Raw genomic sequence first — 18122 nt, 5'->3', positions numbered from 1 at the left:
ACCGCTTTTCGACGCCAACGCGTGACACCGTCTGATTAACCCCGGTCCACGCGAAATCGGTCAGCTCGGCAAAGATGTAACGGCCCCTAAAATGGGAGCGTGAATGAGCGGCAGCGCGCGGTCGACGACCTAAGCGTTACGGCGAATTCCTGGGCTTCGGTTCGTCGTCGAAGGCGTCTAACGAACGAGACACCATCATCATCACCTAGCACAGCCAAGACGAGCCCCTAGTCAACGAAGTCCTCAGATTCTTCGACGGCATGGCCCGTCGAGAACATGGACCGACCGCGTTGCCGAACATAAGGACTACCCAGATGGCTAAGCACATTGGAATCGTGTTGTTCTCCGAAGTGGAAGAACTCGACGCGATCGGCCCCTGGGAGGTGCTATCAACGTGGGCTCGCCAGTTTCCCGAAGATGGCTATACCGTCTCATGCTTGTCCCACTCGGGTGGCTTAGTGCAGTGCGCCAAGGGACTGGTAATCCAGTCCCAATGCTCCTTCGCCGACGCGCCGCCATTTGAGGTGCTGCTATATCCCGGCGGGCAGGGCACCCGCCCCCAGTTAAATGACGACACCCATTTGGAATGGGTTCGCCAACAACGCGCCGTCGTTCCCCTGATGACCAGCGTGTGCACCGGCTCGCTGGTCTATGCAGCCGCTGGCCTGCTCTTTAACCGCTCAGCGACAACCCACTGGGCCGCGTTGGACCGACTCGGCGACATCGATCCGACGATAGACGTGCGCCGCGGTGAGCGGTTTGTCGATGATGGCGACATCATTACCGCCGCAGGGGTGTCAGCGGGCATCGATATGGCGTTGCATCTAATCGCCCGACTCGCTGGCACCAACCGCGCGCGCGAAATCCGGCGATACATCCAATATGACCCGTCGCCCCCGGTGTAAACACGGTCCAGCGCCGAGCCGGTGCACACGCCACATCGCTCGGCTGAGCGACAGGCGTACATGTTGTTTGAGCTCGCACTACAGATCGGTGTACGAAAATGGCTAAGCCACTCTTGGACTGCACGGTATCCGACGCCAGGTGACAGGGAGAACGGAGCAACCGACATTGGGTTTGGACGGCCAACTGTCAGTTGGCCATTCGATGCCACAGGTTTGCCGACACACTCGATGTGATCAGGCCGCCGACTTCCACAAGACCTGCCGTTGCCGAGTCCACCACCATGAACTACACCGCTGCAGGCACGAGCTTCACCCATTCCTACGAGGCCGCGGGTATGCAACCAGAGAGCGCAGAATGCGCCGACGCCGGTAACGACCATGGGGTTTCACGAAAACACTTCGCACTCACCAGGATTGTCGTAGCGTACAAGGTTGTCCTGAAGTCAACGTTCTCATAGCCGATGCAGTATGCCGTTGGCGCGGAGAGCAGGACGATTCGCGGCTGTGCCCAGAATCGGTTTGGCCGCAAAGGTGACGCACGTGGCTCTGTCGGCCAGACGCAGACAAGCCGAGCAACGAGAGGACGTTCGTGGTGAATTTCGTGGTGGCGTCTTAGGACTGGTGTAAAAACGCTGGGCGCATGTTCCTGGTGGTCATGTTACGCGGCGGTGGTGTCGGTCGTGGTTGTTGTGGTGGGGGGATGCAGTGGGCGGGGTGGCTCGAGCAGTTGGTGGCGTAGTTCTTGGAGGTGGCGGCTGGTCGCTGATGTTTGGGTGACTCCGCGCCAGCCGCGGCTGGCGCGGTCGAGGACGGCCCATACCAGCGACAGACAGCTGGTTTCGCCGGGTAGGCGGCCGATGACCTTGACCCGGCGACGGGATTCTCCGAAGGTGCGTTCGATGAGGTTGGAATGGCGGATGCGTGTCCAGTGTTGGCGGGGGAAGCGCAAATGCACGCTCAGCGAGGCGAAGTCGTTGGCCAGGCAAGCGACCGCGGCTGGGTAGAGCCCGCGGTATGTGGTGGTGAACTCCTCGGCGCGGCGGGTGGCTTCATCCACGGCCTGCTGGCCGGGTGGCTGGTCAATGTCATCGAAGATCGACCAGAACGCGGCTTTGATCTCGTCCTGGACCGCGACAGGTGTCTTGGCGATGACGTTACGGCAGCGATGGATCAGACACCGCTGACGCAGGCTTGCCGGAAACGTGGTCTCCCATGCGGCGATCAGGCCCGGCGCCCCGTCGGAGATGCCCAGTAGCGGCGGGCGTAGTCCCCGGTTCCTCAGGTCAGCCAAGAAGTCGGCCCACGCATCAGCCGACTCCGCTGCGGCTGGGGCCAGCCCAATAAACAGGGGCTTGCCGTCGGTGCAGATGCCCCAGGCGGCCAGCACCGGCTCGGCCGGGGCGTTGGGATGCATCCGAAAGTTCGAGGCATCCAAGAACAGGTAGTCCAACACCAGCTCATCAAGGCGTCGAGACGACCACGCAGCGAACTCGTCTTTGATGGCCGCACAAATCCGGCTCACCGTCGAGCGCGACAACGCCGCCTGCGAGCCCAGCACCTCGGCCAACGCGGCCTCGATGTCGCGATCCGACAAACCGCGCACCCATCCCGAAATCACCAACGCCTCCAGAGCGTGGGTGCGCGTCACCCCGGCACCGAATAGCCGCGAACAGAACCGCTCGTCGGTGTCGCGTAGTTTCGGGCGGCATAATTCGACCGAGCCCATCGTGGTCTTCACCGTCGCCGGCGGTTGATACCCATTGCGGTACCCGCCCGGGCCGTCCTGAACCCGACGCTGGTGACGGGCTCGGCCCAACACTGCTTCTACCTCGGCCTCCACGGCGACCTGAAACACCAGACGCACCGATAACCGCCCGACCTCCTCCAAAATCTCGGTCAACGGCCGCTCGGTCGCGGCGAACAACTGATCCATCTCAACACGCACACGCTCAATCGGCGATACTCGCTTGGTCACGGGCGTAGCCCCTCCTTCATAGCTTTCGTCGGTTGCGACGGAACCTACGCCCGTGACCATTTACACCAGCGATGAGACGCGACCAATTTCGTGACGTTGCCGCCGGAGACCATTTCGCTGCAGATGTTTTCCGGCGCTGGCTCCGGGCCGATGTTGACCGCAGCCCAAGCGTGGCAGGGGCTGGCCGATGAATTGAGCACAACGGCGTCGTCATTCTCTTCGGTGACTTCGCAGTTGACTGGCCAGTCATGGCAGGGTCCGGCAGCAGCGGCGATGACGGCTGCGGCTGCCCCCTATCAGGCGTGGCTGAGCGCGGCAGCGGCGCAGGCCGTGGGCGCGGCAGTCCAGGCCAAAGCGGTGGCCGCTGTCTACGAGGCGGCCAGAGCGGCGATTGTGCACCCGGGGTTGGTGGCCGCCAATCGAACTGAGCTGGTATCGCTGGTGCGGTCAAACCTGCTGGGGTTCAACGCACCGGCAATTGCGGCGGTCGAAGGTCAGTACGAGATGATGTGGGCTCAAGATGTCACCGCAATGACGGGGTATCACGGCGGAGCGTCGGCGGCGGCGGCAAGCCTGCAACCATGGCAGCAGGTGCTACAAAGCCTGCCGGGCCAGCTAGCGAACGGAAACTTGGGGGTCGGAAACACCGGTATTTTCAATGTGGGCATCGGCAACGTGGGCGCCGGCAACGTGGGCGCCGGCAACAACGGCTTCCTCAACCTCGGTCTCGGCAACACTGGAAACCTCAACTTGAGCATCACGCTGACCGGCGTCCCCAACCCCGCTTTAGGCGGCCTCCCCATCAACATTGGCATAGGCGGCGGCAACATCGGCACGGGAAATCTGGGCAGCGGAAACATCGGCGACTTCAACCTGGGCGGCGGCAACATTGGCAGCGCCAACACCGGCAGCGCTAACGCGGGTGCGAGCAACCTGGGCAGCGGGAACATCGGAAGTTTCAACTCGGGCAACGGCAACATCGGCAGCTACAACATCGGCGGTGGGAACATCGGCGACCAGAACTTCGGCAGCGGCAACATCGGCAGCGGCAACACCGGCAGCGGCAACACCGGGAACCTCAACCTCGGCGACGGCAATATCGGCAACGGCAACTTTGGCAGCGGCAACATCGGCAACGGCAATTACGGATTCGGGAATTCAGGCCCCGGAGCGACGTCCGGACACAACAACATTGGGTTTGGAAACACCGGCAGCAACAACATAGGCTTCGGAAACACCGGCAGCAACAACATTGGGATCGGCCTTACCGGCAACAACCAGGTGGGATTCGGCGGACTTAACTCAGGCAGCAACAACATTGGTTTTGGAAATTCCGGCAGCAACAACATTGGCTTCTTCAACTCGGGCAGCGGCAACATCGGCTTGGGAAACACGGGCACCGGAAATATTGGCGTCGTCAACTCAGGTGTCGGAGACCTGGGACTCGGAAATTCAGGCATCTCAAACATCGGCGCCTACAACGCGGGCGACTACAACACCGGCCTCTGGAACGCCGGCAACACCAACACCGGCGCCTACAACGCGGGCGACTACAACACCGGCCTCTGGAACGCCGGCAACACCAACACCGGCGCCTACAACGCGGGCGACTACAACACCGGCCTCTGGAACGCCGGCGACACCAACACCGGCGCCTACAACGCGGGCAACACCAACACAGGAGCGTATAACGCGGGCAGCGCGAACACCGGCGCCTACAATTCCGGCCGGCTCAACACCGCCATCGGTAGCTCGATCATCGGCCCCGGACCAAACTCAGGCTTCGAAAACACGGGCACCGGTAACTCAGGATTCAGAAACTCCGGCAGCGCGAACTCAGGTGTCAACAACTTCGGCGATACGAACTCGGGGTATGGAAACGTGGGCGACTTTAACTCGGGCCTGGGAAGTAGCGCCAGCTATGTTTCGGGGATCCTCAACCAGGGCCGCGACGCTTCGGGTGCGCTGAACTCCGGCTCCGGAAGTTCGGGAGTTTTGCAGTCAACATGAATTCGCGCCTGATCGGCTAGCCAGGGAACAATTACGGCTGCTGATTCGCCCGAACCGTGAAATCGTACGGCGCGCCGAATGCCATCGGCGACCAAATCTGCAGCCGACCTGTTTCCCCATTCGGCCAGCCGATGACAGGCTCAGCGCGGGCGTTGCGGAACCTGTGCTGCGGACTGACCCCGCCGCATGTCCAAACCATCGAGCAGAAACGGCCCGTAGCTTCGGCCCCAGCGGTCAAGAACTGGTGCAGCAGCCGCCAAAAAGCAGCGGCACTTTCTACGCGACCGCCAGTTGATCGCTGTTGACGAAGATCAGCTCGCCACTGTCGAGTGTGACGGCCCATCTCCGTGCGGCCGGTGCGATCTGCGTATCGCTGACTTCGATCGCCTGGAAGGGCAAATCCCCGAAATCCTCGATCACAATGCCGTGAGTCTCCTCAGCGCTGCCTGGGTACACAAGTACGTGCATATCAACTGACACAGATCTTGCCTCGTTTGATGTCCCATTCATCCTTCAGATGATGGTGGTGTGGGTAAGCCGCGAAGGCGCGACACGCCGGAATCGTGTGCAGTGATTTTCCGACGTTTACTCAGGGCTTTCCCAACGGCTCCGCGCGGATAGCCGCCGATACGGAAGGGCACGGCAACGTCAAGGCGCCGCCCCGATAAACAGGAAACACCGCTGCGACATCTGCACCGGCCTGGGTTTTAGAGGCGCTCTTTCACTGCTGCAGACAAACGCGCGCCGTCCGCCTTGCCCGCCGCAATATCATTGGCCAGCTTCATTACTAGCCCCATCTGTCTCATTCCGGGTCGGTGCCCGATCTGCTCGGCCACTTCGGCGATGGCGGTATCGGCAACGTCGGCCACCTCAGCCTCGGTAAGTGGCGTCGGCAAATACTCGTCGATGATCCGAGCCTCGGCGTGCTCGGTGGCGGCGAGCTCACCTCGACCGTTCTGGGTGTAGATCTCCGCGGACTCGCCACGTCTCCGAGATTCGCTTGCCAGTACTTTGATGACTTCGTCGTCGGAGAGCTCCTTTGCCCGCTTGCCCGAGACCTCCTCTGCCTGGATCGCCGCCAACACCATACGTAGGGTTGCGGTCGCGTCTCATCGCTGGTGTAAATGGTCACGGGCGTAGGTTCCGTCGCAACCGACGAAAGCTATGAAGGAGGGGCTACGCCCGTGACCAAGCGAGTATCGCCGATTGAGCGTGTGCGTGTTGAGATGGATCAGTTGTTCGCCGCGACCGAGCGGCCGTTGACCGAGATTTTGGAGGAGGTCGGGCGGTTATCGGTGCGTCTGGTGTTTCAGGTCGCCGTGGAGGCCGAGGTAGAAGCAGTGTTGGGCCGAGCCCGTCACCAGCGTCGGGTTCAGGACGGCCCGGGCGGGTACCGCAATGGGTATCAACCGCCGGCGACGGTGAAGACCACGATGGGCTCGGTCGAATTATGCCGCCCGAAACTACGCGACACCGACGAGCGGTTCTGTTCGCGGCTATTCGGTGCCGGGGTGACGCGCACCCACGCTCTGGAGGCGTTGGTGATTTCGGGATGGGTGCGCGGTTTGTCGGATCGCGACATCGAGGCCGCGTTGGCCGAGGTGCTGGGCTCGCAGGCGGCGTTGTCGCGCTCGACGGTGAGCCGGATTTGTGCGGCCATCAAAGACGAGTTCGCTGCGTGGTCGTCTCGACGCCTTGATGAGCTGGTGTTGGACTACCTGTTCTTGGATGCCTCGAACTTTCGGATGCATCCCAACGCCCCGGCCGAGCCGGTGCTGGCCGCCTGGGGCATCTGCACCGACGGCAAGCCCCTGTTTATTGGGCTGGCCCCAGCCGCAGCGGAGTCGGCTGATGCGTGGGCCGACTTCTTGGCTGACCTGAGGAACCGGGGACTACGCCCGCCGCTACTGGGCATCTCCGACGGGGCGCCGGGCCTGATCGCCGCATGGGAGACCACGTTTCCGGCAAGCCTGCGTCAGCGGTGTCTGATCCATCGCTGCCGTAACGTCATCGCCAAGACACCTGTCGCGGTCCAGGACGAGATCAAAGCCGCGTTCTGGTCGATCTTCGATGACATTGACCAGCCACCCGGCCAGCAGGCCGTGGATGAAGCCACCCGCCGCGCCGAGGAGTTCACCACCACATACCGCGGGCTCTACCCAGCCGCGGTCGCTTGCCTGGCCAACGACTTCGCCTCGCTGAGCGTGCATTTGCGCTTCCCCCGCCAACACTGGACACGCATCCGCCATTCCAACCTCATCGAACGCACCTTCGGAGAATCCCGTCGCCGGGTCAAGGTCATCGGCCGCCTACCCGGCGAAACCAGCTGTCTGTCGCTGGTATGGGCCGTCCTCGACCGCGCCAGCCGCGGCTGGCGCGGAGTCACCCAAACATCAGCGACCAGCCGCCACCTCCAAGAACTACGCCACCAACTGCTCGAGCCACCCCGCCCACTGCATCCCCCCACCACAACAACCACGACCGACACCACCGCCGCGTAACATGACCACCAGGAACATGCGCCCAGCGTTTTTACACCAGTCCTAAGACGCCACCTAGGGTTGCGGTTCGCAGGTCCTGCGCCTTCATCGCCTGGGTCAGGTCCGATCGGAGCCGTGATTTGAGTTCCGCCATGTCACTGACGCTACGCGTCGCGCCAGAGCGGCTATTGCGACGCGCCTGCGGGCACGCCGACGGCACAACACGGGACCCAAGATTGAGAAATGGACCGACCGTCGACAGGATGGAGGCTATGAAAAGCCACGACAGCCGTTGTGTCCGGTGAGCACGCTGCCGCCTGGTCATCCGGTTGATCCACCACCAGGGCCCCCAAAATATGCTCCGGCCGGGCTTCCGCCGTTGAGATATGAGGCCCCACCCCCTGGCTACGGTCCCCCACCCGGCTACGGTCCCCCACCCAGCTACACCGCCCCGCCCGGCTACGGCCCCCCACCCAGCTACACCGCCCCACCCGGCTACGGCCCCCCACCGAACTACACCGCCCCACCCGGCTACGGCCCCCCACCGAACTACACCGCCCCACCCGGCTACGGCAGCTCACCCAACCTTGGCCCACCACTGCGGCCTGGATCGGTCAATCCCGGGATAATCCCACTACGGCCCTTAACTCTGAGTGACATCTTCAATGGCGCGGTTGGCTACATCCGCGCCAACCCGAAAGCGACACTGGGGTTGACCGCCGCAGTCGTGATCACCATGCAAGTCATCGCGTTAGTCACCGCTCTCGGCCCGTTAGCCGCGTACGGCGAGATGACGACAGAACAGCCGGACGAGCTGACATGGAGCGTCGCAGGCGCGTGGGCAGCGTCGATGTTTGCCGGTGCCCTGGTCAGCTGGCTGGGCGGCATGTTGCTCAGCGGAATGCTCACCGTCATCGTCGGTCGAGCGGTGTTCGGATCCCCAATTACCGTCGGAGAAGCCTGGGCCAAGGTGCGCGGCCGCTTGCTAGCACTGATCGGACTGGCCCTACTGGAAGCCGTAGGGTTGGTGGCATTGATCGGGCTGGTGGTGATGATCCTGGCCGCCGTCGCCGCTGCTGCCAACGGAGCGGCTGCGGTTCTCATCGGTTTTCCGCTGGTCCTCCTGGTGCTGATGTCGGTGGCCTACCTGTACACCGTGCTGGTGTTCGCACCCGTGCTGATCGTCCTTGAGAGGCTGCCGGTCGTCGAAGCGATTACCAGATCCTTCGCGCTGGTGCGTAGTAGCTTCTGGCGCGTATTCGGCATCCGATTGCTGACCGTCCTCGTCGTGGCCCTCGTCGGAAATGCGATTGCTGCACCGTTCAGCATCGCTTCCCGAGTGTTGTTGGTTGTCACCGAGCCCGAAGGCTCTATCAGCATGCTGTTGATCGCTAGCGCATTATCGGCAATCGGCGCAGCAATCGGCCAGATCATCACCGCGCCGTTCAGCGCCGGGGTCGTCGTGCTGCTCTACACGGACCGTCGAATGCGCGCCGAAGCCTTCGATCTAGTCCTGCAGACCGGCGCCGCCCAAGGCCCCGCCGCTGTGGAATCCACCGACGCCCTCTGGCTGCCCCAGCCAGCGTGAGGACTGACTGACAGTGCCCTCCATCGACATCGGCCGCGATGCCGCACATGAGGCTGCGCAGCGCGAGCTGGAGAAAGCGGTCTATCCCAAAGACTCCCCGTCACAGCAGTTCACTGACTGGATCGACGAACTCATTTACCGGCTGCTGGAGAAGGGCTCGTCCGTCTCGGGTGGGTGGTTCACCATCAGCGTGTTGCTCATATTGCTCGGGCTCGCGGTGATCGTCGCCATCCGCATCGCGCGCCGCACCATACGTACCAATCGCGGCGGCGATCACCGATTGTTCGATGCCGGCCAACTGACCGCAGCTCAGCATCGCGCGACCGCGAAAAACTATGCTGCCGAGGGGAACTGGGCTGCCGCGATCCGCCACCGGCTGCGCGCTGTCGCCCGTGCGCTGGAGGAGGCCGGCGTCCTCAACCCAGCCCCGGGGCGCACTGCCAGCGAGCTGGCGGTTGACGCAGGCGCAGCATTGCCGCACCTGGCCGACAAACTGACGCAGGCAGCGACGGCTTTCAATGACGTCACTTACGGAGAGCGACCCGGAACCGAAAGCGCCTATCAGTTGATCGCCGATCTCGACGACCATCTGCGATCCCGTTCCCCTGCGGGAGCATCAACGGTTTCGCAGCCGGCCGCGTCCGACACCTGGGTACCGGTCCGATGACTTCCACTCGCGCCACATCTGGGCGCCGGTCCTGGCGCGGAGCGCTGGTTGCCTTGGGCGCAATCGCCATCGTTGCCGTAATCAGCGCCTATCTGACGTCACCACGACCTGGCGGCGCGATGGACCCCGACTCCACTGGCCGCTCGGGGGCTCACGCACTGGTGACACTACTGCGTGACCGCGGTGTGGAGGTTGTTGTGGCCGACACGATTGCCGATGTTGAGCATGCGGCACGCGCGAAGACACTTCTGCTGGTGGCGAATACCCAGTACCTGCGCGACGCCGCACTGCTGAAACGGCTGGCGAAAACCCCCGGCGACCTCCTACTCGTAGAACCCACGGCACGAGTCCGCGAAGCGCTCGCGCCGAGACTACGAATCGGGACTGCCAGCCCATTTTATAGCGAGCCGAATTGCGCTCTGCGGGAAGCGAATAGAGCTGGATCGGTGCGATTCGGGCCGACTGACTCCTACCACGCCAAAGGCGACCCACCGGCAACCCGCTGCTATGACGGAGCGTTGATTCGCCTTCGCGAAGCAGGCCGAACCGTCACCGTGGTTGGCAGTACCGACTTCATGACAAATGGCGGCCTGCTGCGTGCGGGCAACGCCGCCCTGGCTATGAACCTCGCGGGCAACCGCCCACGTGTCGTCTGGTACGCACCCAAGTTCGTCGAGGGCAAATCACCCTCTGCGGCATCTCTTTCCGATCTGATTCCGACCAGCGTGGCCTGGACGGTCTGGCAGCTGTGGCTGGTGGTGCTACTGGTGGCGCTGTGGAAAGGCCGGCGAGTCGGTCCGCTGGTGGCCGAGGAATTACCCGTTGTGGTCAGGGCATCGGAAACTGTCGAGGGCCGCGGCCGACTGTACCGATCCCGCCGGGCCCGCGATCGCGCGGCGGAGGCACTGCGCACCGCCGCACTACAGCGGCTGCTTCCCCGACTGGGCCTAGGTGCAGGCGCGCCGGCATCGACAATAGTGGCCACCATCGCGGAGCGCAGTGGGATCAGCTCAAACTTCGTTCTCTACCACCTGTTCGGCCCCCCACCGGCTACTGACGCCGACCTTCTAAACGTTGCCCGCGCACTCGACGACATCGAAAGGCAGGTCACACACTCGTGACTCAATCGGCCCCTACTCAGACACCGATCGCAGAATCGGCGCGTGACGCATTGCTGGCGTTGCGCTCAGAGATCGCCAAGGCCGTCGTCGGACAAGACGGAGTGGTCAGCGGCCTGGTGATTGCGCTGCTGTGTCGAGGTCATGTGCTTCTAGAAGGTGTTCCCGGAGTGGCGAAAACGCTGATGGTTCGTGCCCTCGCTGCCGCATTGCAGTTGGAGTTTAAGCGGGTACAGTTCACCCCCGACTTAATGCCCGGCGATGTCACCGGATCGTTGGTCTACGACGCGCGCACCGCCGCGTTCGCGTTTCGGCCGGGCCCGGTGTTCACGAATCTTCTGCTGGCCGACGAGATCAACCGGACCCCACCCAAAACCCAGGCGGCCCTGCTTGAGGCTATGGAGGAACGTCAGGTCAGCGTGGACGGTGAACCCAAGACGCTGCCTGAACCCTTCATCGTCGCCGCGACACAGAACCCGATCGAATACGAGGGCACCTATCAATTGCCAGAAGCCCAACTCGACCGGTTTCTGCTGAAGTTGAATGTGACTCTGCCGTCTCGTGACTCCGAGATCACCATCCTCGGTCGACACGCGCACGGCTTCGATCCCGGCAACCTGTCCTCTATCAAACCGGTAGCCGGTCCGTCCGAGTTGGCGGCCGGTCGGGACGCGGTGCGCCAGGTGCTAGTCGCCGATGAGGTGCTGGGCTACATCGTCGATATCGCAGGAGCTACCAGGTCCTCCCCCGCGCTCCAACTCGGCGTGTCGCCACGTGGGGCCACGGCCCTACTGGGAACCGCGCGGTCGTGGGCCTGGCTCTCGGGGCGTAATTACGTCACTCCGGACGACGTAAAAGCCATGGCCCGCCCAACGCTGCGGCACCGTGTGCTGCTGCGCCCGGAAGCCGAGCTCGAGGGCGCCACACCAGACGGTGTTCTTGACGGAATATTGGCCTCGGTTCCGGTACCCCGATAGTGGTCCTCACTGCGCGCCCTGGGTTAGTGGCGTTGATTTGCGTCGCGCCCATCGCACTGTCCCCCTGGCCAGCGAAAGCTTTTGCGATCTTTCTGCTAATGCTGATGCTTTCGTTAGCCATCGATGTCGCGTTGGCAGCGAGTACCCGCAGGTTGCGTTTTTCCCGTTCGCCAGACACTTCGGTCCGGCTCGGTCAACCAGCGACTGCGGTTTTGTTGATCCATAATTACGGTCGCCGCCGGTTCCGTGGCAGGGTTCGCGACGCCTGGCCGCCGAGCGCACGTGCCGAGCCGCGCGTGCACGTCGTCGACGTTGGAGCCGGCCAGCGTCAGCACATTGAAACCGGATTGCGGCCAGTCCGGCGTGGCGACCAGCGCGCCGCCATGGTCACGGCCCGATCAATCGGCCCGCTGGGATTGGCGGGACGGCAGAGCTCGCAATCGGTGCCTGGCCAGATCAGGGTGTTGCCGCCGTTCCTGTCTCGCAAACACCTGCCGTCACGCCTGGCCCGGCTGCAGGAGATCGATGGGTTATTGCCCACACTAATCCGCGGGCAAGGCACCGAATTCGATTCACTGCGTGAGTATGTCGTCGGCGATGACGTCCGCTCGATCGACTGGAGGGCGTCAGCTCGTCGCGCCGACGTCATGGTCCGCACCTGGCGCCCCGAACGCGACCGCCGGGTGGTGATCGTGCTCGACACCGGGCGGATGGCCGCAGGACGAGTCGGGGTTGACCCGACCGCAGCTGATCCCGCCGGGTGGCCCCGGCTGGACTGGTCGATGGATGCTGCGCTGCTGCTGGCGGCGCTGGCGTCGCGGGCCGGCGACCACGTCGACTTCCTTGCCCACGACAGGGTGAGCCGGGCCGGCGTATTTGGCGCCTCGCGCACCGAACTGCTTGCACAAATAGTTGACGCGATGGCCCCGCTGCAACCGGCACTCGTCGAATCTGACTGGCGCGCAATAGTTGCCAATATCTCACGACGAACCCGTCGGCGTTCGCTGGTCGTGCTGTTGACTGACCTCAATGCACCGGCTCTTGACGCGGGCCTGCTACCGGTGCTGCCACGGCTGTCGACCAAACATCAGGTATTACTCGCTGCGGTCGCCGATCCGCGCGTGGACCAACTGGCAGGTGGGCGTTCGGATGCGGCCGCGGTGTATGACGCGGCGGCCGCCGAACGTGCCCGCAACGAACGACGGGCCATGGCGTCACGACTCCGCCGGAACGGAGTGGAAGTCGTCGACGCTCCACCTACCGAAATCGCACCCGAGCTTGCCGACCGGTATCTCGCGATGAAAGCGACCGGGCGGCTTTAACGCTCATATCACGAGTACGAACACCGTGCGACGCTGTCGCAGCGCGCATCGTTGCTCAACCTAATTGCCACCGCATGAACGCTTCTTACCCGGTGGGGACTATGTCAGGTGCGTCATCGATATCCCCGGTCTCCCCCGATTTTGCAGCGCGGCGACCAAAGTAAACGACATACGTGAGGAAAGCCGCCTCGGCAAGCACTCCGATACCGATCCGCGCGAACGTCGGCAAAGGCGATGGCGTCACCATGGCTTCGATTAAGCCGGAAATCAACAACACGGCTACCAGACCTACCGCGATCGACACAACACCTCGGCCTTGCTCGGCAAGAACCTGTCCGCGTGGTCGATCACCCGGCGATATGACCGACCATCCCAGCCGCATCCCAACGGCACCGGCGAGGAACACCGCAGTCAGCTCAAGTAGCCCGTGCGGAATGAGCAGGCCAAGCAGCAGGTCCCCCTTACCCGCGTGGAACATCAACCCAGCGATCACACCCGCATTCGCGGCGTTTTCGAACAGCAGCAAGGGTATCGGCAATCCCAGCAGAACAGCCAACGCGATGCACCTGGCAGCTACCCAAGAGTTGTTCACCCAAACGTGCAGGGCGAACGACGCGGCCGGGTGCTCGCTGTAGTAGGACTCGACATCGTGGTTCACTAACTGGTCTATCTCGGTCGGCGTTCCGATGACCGATTGCACCTCGGCACTCCCGGCCACCCAAGCTGCGATGACCACAACGACGGCGAAGAACGCCGCAGCCGTTGCCAGCCACCATCGCCAAGAACGGTAGGCGACCACCGGAAACGACACTGTCCAAAACCGGGCAAACGTGCTGGTCAGGGGCGCGTGGGCGCCGGTGACCGCTGAGCGCGCGCGTGCCACCAGGCTAGAGAGCCGACCGGTCACCACCGAATCCGAAGACACCGACCGCAGCATCGATAAATGCGTGGATACTCGTTGGTACAGCTCGACGAGTTCATCGACTTCGGCGCCAGTCAGCGAACGCCGTTTCTTGATCAGCACATCAAGCCGGTCCCACGTACGACGGTGAGTCAGCAAGAATGCGTCGACGTCCACTCTGCGCAGCTTAGTGGCGATCGCAAGCTCGGCGGGCCGGGCACAGCGGATCGCCACAACCAAACCCAGCGCGATCGCAAGCTCGGCGGGCCGGGCACAGCGGATCACCACAACCAAACCCAGCGCGATCGCAAGCTCGGCGGGCCGGGCACAGCGGATTGCCAGCCCCCGGGACCTGTAGCGTTCCGAGATATGTCAGAGGTGGTGACCGGGGACGCGGTGGTCCTCGACGTGCAGATCGCGCAGTTGCCGGTGCGCGCGGTGGGTGCGTTGATCGACATCACCGTCATGTTCGTCTGCTACATCCTTGGGCTGACCCTGTGGGCGGCCACCCTGGCCGAATTCGACGACGCGTTGACCACCGCGTTCCTGATCATCTTCACGGTGCTGGTGATTGTCGGCTATCCACTGGCGCTAGAAACGGCTACCCGCGGCCGCTCGCTGGGCAAGATCGCCATGGGTTTGCGAGTGGTCTCCGACGACGGTGGCCCGGAACGCTTTCGGCAGGCGCTATTTCGCGCGCTGGCATCGACAGTGGAGATCTGGATGTTGTTCGGAAGCCCCGCCGTGATCTGCAGCATGTTGTCGCCGAAGGCGAAACGTATCGGCGACATCTTCGCTGGCACGGTTGTGGTCAGCGAACGCGGACCCCGACTGGAGCCGCCGCCGGCGATGCCCCCGTCGTTGGCTTGGTGGGCGTCGTCGCTGCAGCTATCCGGCCTGCCCGCCGGCCACGCCGAGGTCGCACGTCAATTCCTCTCGCGGGCAGCGCAGCTCGATGCCGGGCTGCGTGAACAGATGGCCTACCGAATCGCTGGCGATGTGTTGGCCCGAATCGCGCCGCCGCCACCTCCCGGTGCGCCACCGCAGCTAGTCTTAGCCGCTGTCCTCGCCGAGCGGCATCGGCGCGAATTGGCGCGGCTGCGCCCCGCAACTCCGACGGCGAGTCCTGCGCCGTGGTCCCCAACCGATCCGGCGCCCTGGCCACAGCCGCCGACACCACAGACCGGTCACTGGCCACAAGGCGACCCCAGCGCCAGCGGATTCTCGCCACCGGACTAGTTGGTCGAGCCGCGCTCATTTGCATGGCATCCACGTAAACCCAAGTCAGCGCGCGGTTACCGTTGGCTGGTTTTGCGTCATATCGCGATATTGGGTGGTCGACCGTACCGCCGATGATTACCCACACGTGGACACGTTAAGAAACGTCGACCCATTCCAGGGTGCGCTGTACCGCCTTGCGCCAACCCGCGTATCCCGCCGCGCGCTTCTCATCGGTCCATCCCGACGTCCACCGCTTGTCTTCTCGCCAATTAGCCCGCAATTCAGACGGGTTGGCCCAAAAGCCGACTGCCAATCCGGCAGCGTAGGCAGCACCTAACGCAGTGGTCTCGGCGACTACCGGCCGCACCACATCGACCCCTAGGACATCAGCTTGAATCTGCATACACAGGTCGTTGGCAGTTATCCCGCCATCAACCTTCAACACCTCAAGTCGCACACCGGAATCTGCTTCCATGGCATCCACCACATCCCGGCTCTGGTAGCAGATCGCCTCCAACGTGGCGCGCGCAACGTGCGCGTTGGTGTTGAAACGCGAGAGTCCCACGATCGCGCCGCGCGCATCGGATCGCCAATACGGCGCGAACAAACCCGAAAAAGCTGGCACGAAATACACTCCGCCGTTGTCGGCGACCTGCCGCGCCAACGACTCACTCTGCGCGGCACCGCTGATGATGCCCAACTGGTCACGTAGCCACTGCACTGCCGAACCAGTTACCGCGATCGAACCCTCAAGCGCATAAACGGGTTTCGCGTTCCCAAACTGGTAGCACACAGTGGTCAGGAGCCCATTGCTGGACCGCACGATGCTTTCACCAGTATTTAGCAGCAAGAAGTTGCCGGTACCGTAGGTGTTCTTCGCTTCCCCCTGATCAAGACACACCTGGCCGACCATCGCCGCGTGCTGATCGCCGAGAACCCCAGCAATGGGCACCTCGCCACCCATCGGACCGCCATCTAACGTGACGCCATAAGGCTGCAGCGGCGACGACGGCTCAATCGAGGGCAGCATCGACCGAGGTACCGAAAAATAGGACAGCAGCTCGTCGTCCCAGTCCAGTGTCTCCAGATCCATGAGCATGGTCCTGCTGGCGTTGGTCACATCGGTGACGTGCACACCGCCGCGTGGACCTCCGGTGAGATTCCACAGCACCCAGGTGTCGGCGGTACCGAATAGGGCTTCGCCACGCTGCGCCGCAGCCCGCACCCCGTCTACGTTCTCCAGGATCCATTGCAACTTTCCACCCGAAAAATAGGTCGCCGGCGGCAGACCGGCCTTATGGCGGATCACCGCTCCGCGGGTATCTCGGTCTAGCGCTGACGCGATGCGGTCGGTCCGGGTGTCCTGCCAGACAATCGCGTTGCAGTAGGGCCTGCCGGTTCGTCTATTCCATACCAACGTCGTCTCACGCTGGTTCGTAATACCCAGCGCCGCAATATCTTTTGCTGACATCTTGGCGCTGTTTAGCACCGATGCGAGCGCAGCGACGGTACGCTCCCAAATTTCGACCGGGTTGTGCTCGACCCAACCAGCTCGGGGCAGGATCTGCTCGTGTTCAAGCTGGTGGCGCGCTACTTCGGCACCGTCGTGGTCGAAAATCATGCAGCGGGTGCTCGTAGTGCCTTGATCGATAGCGGCGACAAACTCGGCCAACTGCGCTCCTTGCTAGGACGTAGGACGCTGCCTTATATCATCCATGATGGTCTAGGTGGCCATCGGCATCCTCGACTTTGCCAGGTTGCCACGCGGCGGCCATCCATCTCAGGGGTGCGACGTTTCGATCAATTCGGCTGACGTTCGCGCCGGTGACGCCGTGTTCTCGACTTCGCATTCGCGGGCTCAATCCCACCTGCTACCGGGTCTTCTTGGCTCACTACAGTGACTAACCGACGAGGATACGGCCGGGAGGACCAACTGATGGAGCGCACCGACGATGACAGCTGGGACCTAGCGGCCAGCGTAGGGGCCACCGCGACCATGGTGGCCGCCGGACGGGCCCGCGCCACTAAGGACGGGCTGATCGAAGACCGTTTCGCCGAGCCACTGGTGCGGGCGGTCGGTATTGAGTTTTTCTCTCTTTGGGCGGCCGGCGAGCTCACATCCGCTGATGTCGATATACCCGATGCCGTCTGGGGCATGCGGCAGATGACTGACGTCCAGGTAGCGCGTACTCGCTACATCGATTCTTTCCTCGCCGACGCGACAAGCGCGGGTATCTGCCAGGTTGTCCTTTTGGCCTCCGGCCTTGACACACGCGGATATCGCCTACCTTGGCCGCCTGCAGTGACAGTATTCGAGATTGATCAGCCGCAAGTCATCGAATTCAAGACCACGACACTTGCCGGCCTCGGCGCCGAACCGACATCCGAGCTGCGCTCAGTCGCTATCGATCTGCGGCACGACTGGCCTTCGGCACTGCGTCGTGCCGGGTTCGACACCAAACAGCCCGTTGCTTGGGTGGCCGAGGGCCTCCTCGCATACTTGCCCCCGGATGCCCAGGATCGCCTGCTGGACACCATCACTGCCCTCAGTGCCACCGGCAGTCGGCTTATCGCGGAGAGCTTTTGGAGTTCGGCCGAAACCAAGCAGGCTTTGGCACCAGCACACCAAAAGTGGTATCAACACGGTCTCGATGTCAGCATTGATGACTTGGCCTACACCGGCCAACGCAACGACGTTGCCGCCTACCTTGAAGGTTGTGGCTGGAGTTCGACACGCACGTCTCTCGATCAGTTGCTGGCCAACAACAGTTTGCCCGTGCTACGCCGCGCCGACGGCCAGGCCAGCATCACCGACCACTATTACTGCGTCGCGGTCGCCGGTTCCTAACCCGCGTTGACCTGCGTGCACTCGCTGACTTGATCTGAGGTCGCCCTGCCGCACGGCTACCGCCGGGCCCTCGTGCGTTCGCGAGGTTTAACCGGGATTCCCGATAGCGA

The 18122-nt window shown here is 63.1% G+C and carries 14 protein-coding genes and 2 pseudogenes; 10 read left to right on the top strand and 6 right to left on the bottom strand.

The features are described 5' to 3' along the window. The first annotated feature begins 314 nt into the window (after positions 1–314). The gene (locus ACO07W_RS12575) at positions 315–905 is read left to right on the top strand and encodes a DJ-1/PfpI family protein (protein ID WP_421843604.1); all 591 of its coding nucleotides are present in this window, start codon (positions 315–317) and stop codon (positions 903–905) included. A gap of 658 nt (positions 906–1563) precedes the next feature. On the opposite strand, the gene ACO07W_RS12570 is transcribed toward ACO07W_RS12575, so the two are convergent. Further along, entirely contained in the window at positions 1564–2838 is a 1275-nt protein-coding gene (locus tag ACO07W_RS12570) for an IS256 family transposase (RefSeq protein ID WP_421840071.1), read from the bottom strand. A gap of 165 nt (positions 2839–3003) precedes the next feature. Here ACO07W_RS12570 and ACO07W_RS12565 point away from each other — a divergent pair, with 165 nt between their 5' ends. Next, positions 3004–4890: a PPE family protein gene (locus ACO07W_RS12565; protein WP_421845964.1), complete on the top strand. Its 1887-nt coding sequence runs from the start codon at positions 3004–3006 to the stop codon at positions 4888–4890. A 276-nt stretch (positions 4891–5166) separates the two neighbouring features. Here the strand turns inward: ACO07W_RS12565 and ACO07W_RS12560 are convergent, their stop codons facing one another. Further along, a complete protein-coding gene (locus ACO07W_RS12560) occupies positions 5167–5370 on the bottom strand; it encodes a hypothetical protein (RefSeq protein WP_421843602.1) in 204 nt (67 codons plus the stop codon). A gap of 227 nt (positions 5371–5597) precedes the next feature. Next, a pseudogene (locus ACO07W_RS12555) lies at positions 5598–5993 on the bottom strand (GatB/YqeY domain-containing protein); the annotation flags it as partial. 123 nt (positions 5994–6116) lie between these two features. On the opposite strand from ACO07W_RS12555, the gene ACO07W_RS12550 reads away from it, so the two are divergent. Further along, positions 6117–7391, top strand: a complete 1275-nt coding sequence (locus tag ACO07W_RS12550; RefSeq protein ID WP_421840071.1) for an IS256 family transposase — start codon at positions 6117–6119, stop codon at positions 7389–7391. Positions 7392–7425: 34 nt separating this feature from the next. Here the strand turns inward: ACO07W_RS12550 and ACO07W_RS12545 are convergent. Then, positions 7426–7524: pseudogene (locus tag ACO07W_RS12545) on the bottom strand (GatB/YqeY domain-containing protein); the annotation flags it as partial. A gap of 33 nt (positions 7525–7557) precedes the next feature. On the opposite strand from ACO07W_RS12545, the gene ACO07W_RS12540 reads away from it, so the two are divergent. Genes ACO07W_RS12540 through ACO07W_RS12520 form a run of 5 tightly spaced genes read left to right on the top strand, consistent with a single transcriptional unit; the run spans position 7558 to position 13042 of the window. Continuing rightward, the gene (locus ACO07W_RS12540) at positions 7558–8958 is read left to right on the top strand and encodes a hypothetical protein (RefSeq protein WP_421845963.1); all 1401 of its coding nucleotides are present in this window, start codon (positions 7558–7560) and stop codon (positions 8956–8958) included. Positions 8959–8971: 13 nt separating this feature from the next. Beyond that, a complete protein-coding gene (locus ACO07W_RS12535) occupies positions 8972–9625 on the top strand; it encodes a DUF4129 domain-containing protein (RefSeq protein WP_421843600.1) in 654 nt (217 codons plus the stop codon). After that, complete coding sequence (locus ACO07W_RS12530; protein ID WP_421843598.1) at positions 9622–10746, top strand: DUF4350 domain-containing protein; 1125 nt, start codon at positions 9622–9624, stop codon at positions 10744–10746. Before ACO07W_RS12535 ends, ACO07W_RS12530 begins: the two co-directional genes overlap by 4 nt. After that, complete coding sequence (locus tag ACO07W_RS12525) at positions 10743–11720, top strand: AAA family ATPase (protein ID WP_421843596.1); 978 nt, start codon at positions 10743–10745, stop codon at positions 11718–11720. Before ACO07W_RS12530 ends, ACO07W_RS12525 begins: the two co-directional genes overlap by 4 nt. Further along, complete coding sequence (locus ACO07W_RS12520) at positions 11720–13042, top strand: DUF58 domain-containing protein (RefSeq protein ID WP_421843594.1); 1323 nt, start codon at positions 11720–11722, stop codon at positions 13040–13042. The genes ACO07W_RS12525 and ACO07W_RS12520 overlap by 1 nt, the downstream gene beginning before the upstream one ends. Before the next feature lie 85 nt (positions 13043–13127). On the opposite strand, the gene ACO07W_RS12515 is transcribed toward ACO07W_RS12520, so the two are convergent. After that, positions 13128–14120 carry a stage II sporulation protein M gene (locus ACO07W_RS12515; protein WP_421845962.1) on the bottom strand — a complete coding sequence of 331 codons (993 nt, stop codon included), beginning with the start codon at positions 14118–14120 and terminating at the stop codon, positions 13128–13130. 192 nt (positions 14121–14312) lie between these two features. Between ACO07W_RS12515 and ACO07W_RS12510 the strand changes: the two genes are divergently transcribed. Continuing rightward, complete coding sequence (locus ACO07W_RS12510) at positions 14313–15182, top strand: RDD family protein (RefSeq protein ID WP_421843592.1); 870 nt, start codon at positions 14313–14315, stop codon at positions 15180–15182. 136 nt (positions 15183–15318) lie between these two features. On the opposite strand, the gene glpK is transcribed toward ACO07W_RS12510, so the two are convergent. Further along, positions 15319–16836 (bottom strand): glycerol kinase GlpK, encoded by a 1518-nt coding sequence (gene glpK, locus ACO07W_RS12505; protein WP_421843590.1) that lies wholly within the window; start codon positions 16834–16836, stop codon positions 15319–15321. A 264-nt stretch (positions 16837–17100) separates the two neighbouring features. Between glpK and ACO07W_RS12500 the strand changes: the two genes are divergently transcribed. Then, positions 17101–18012 (top strand): class I SAM-dependent methyltransferase, encoded by a 912-nt coding sequence (locus ACO07W_RS12500; RefSeq protein WP_421845961.1) that lies wholly within the window; start codon positions 17101–17103, stop codon positions 18010–18012. Positions 18013–18122: the final 110 nt, after the last annotated feature.

This window comes from Mycobacterium sp., from assembly GCF_965230835.1.
Classification (GTDB): domain Bacteria; phylum Actinomycetota; class Actinomycetes; order Mycobacteriales; family Mycobacteriaceae; genus Mycobacterium.
This window is presented reverse-complemented; position numbering and strand designations above follow the sequence as displayed.

Excerpts from the sequence above, each read along its gene's own strand:
- ACO07W_RS12570 (WP_421840071.1), bottom strand. The coding sequence starts at position 2,838 with ATGGATCAGTTGTTCGCCGCGACCGAGCGGCCGTTGACCGAGATTTTG.
- ACO07W_RS12530 (WP_421843598.1), top strand. The coding sequence starts at position 9,622 with ATGACTTCCACTCGCGCCACATCTGGGCGCCGGTCCTGGCGCGGAGCG.
- ACO07W_RS12550 (WP_421840071.1), top strand. The coding sequence starts at position 6,117 with ATGGATCAGTTGTTCGCCGCGACCGAGCGGCCGTTGACCGAGATTTTG.
- ACO07W_RS12575 (WP_421843604.1), top strand. The coding sequence starts at position 315 with ATGGCTAAGCACATTGGAATCGTGTTGTTCTCCGAAGTGGAAGAACTC.
- ACO07W_RS12510 (WP_421843592.1), top strand. The coding sequence starts at position 14,313 with ATGTCAGAGGTGGTGACCGGGGACGCGGTGGTCCTCGACGTGCAGATC.
- ACO07W_RS12500 (WP_421845961.1), top strand. The coding sequence starts at position 17,101 with ATGGAGCGCACCGACGATGACAGCTGGGACCTAGCGGCCAGCGTAGGG.
- ACO07W_RS12565 (WP_421845964.1), top strand. The coding sequence starts at position 3,004 with ATGTTTTCCGGCGCTGGCTCCGGGCCGATGTTGACCGCAGCCCAAGCG.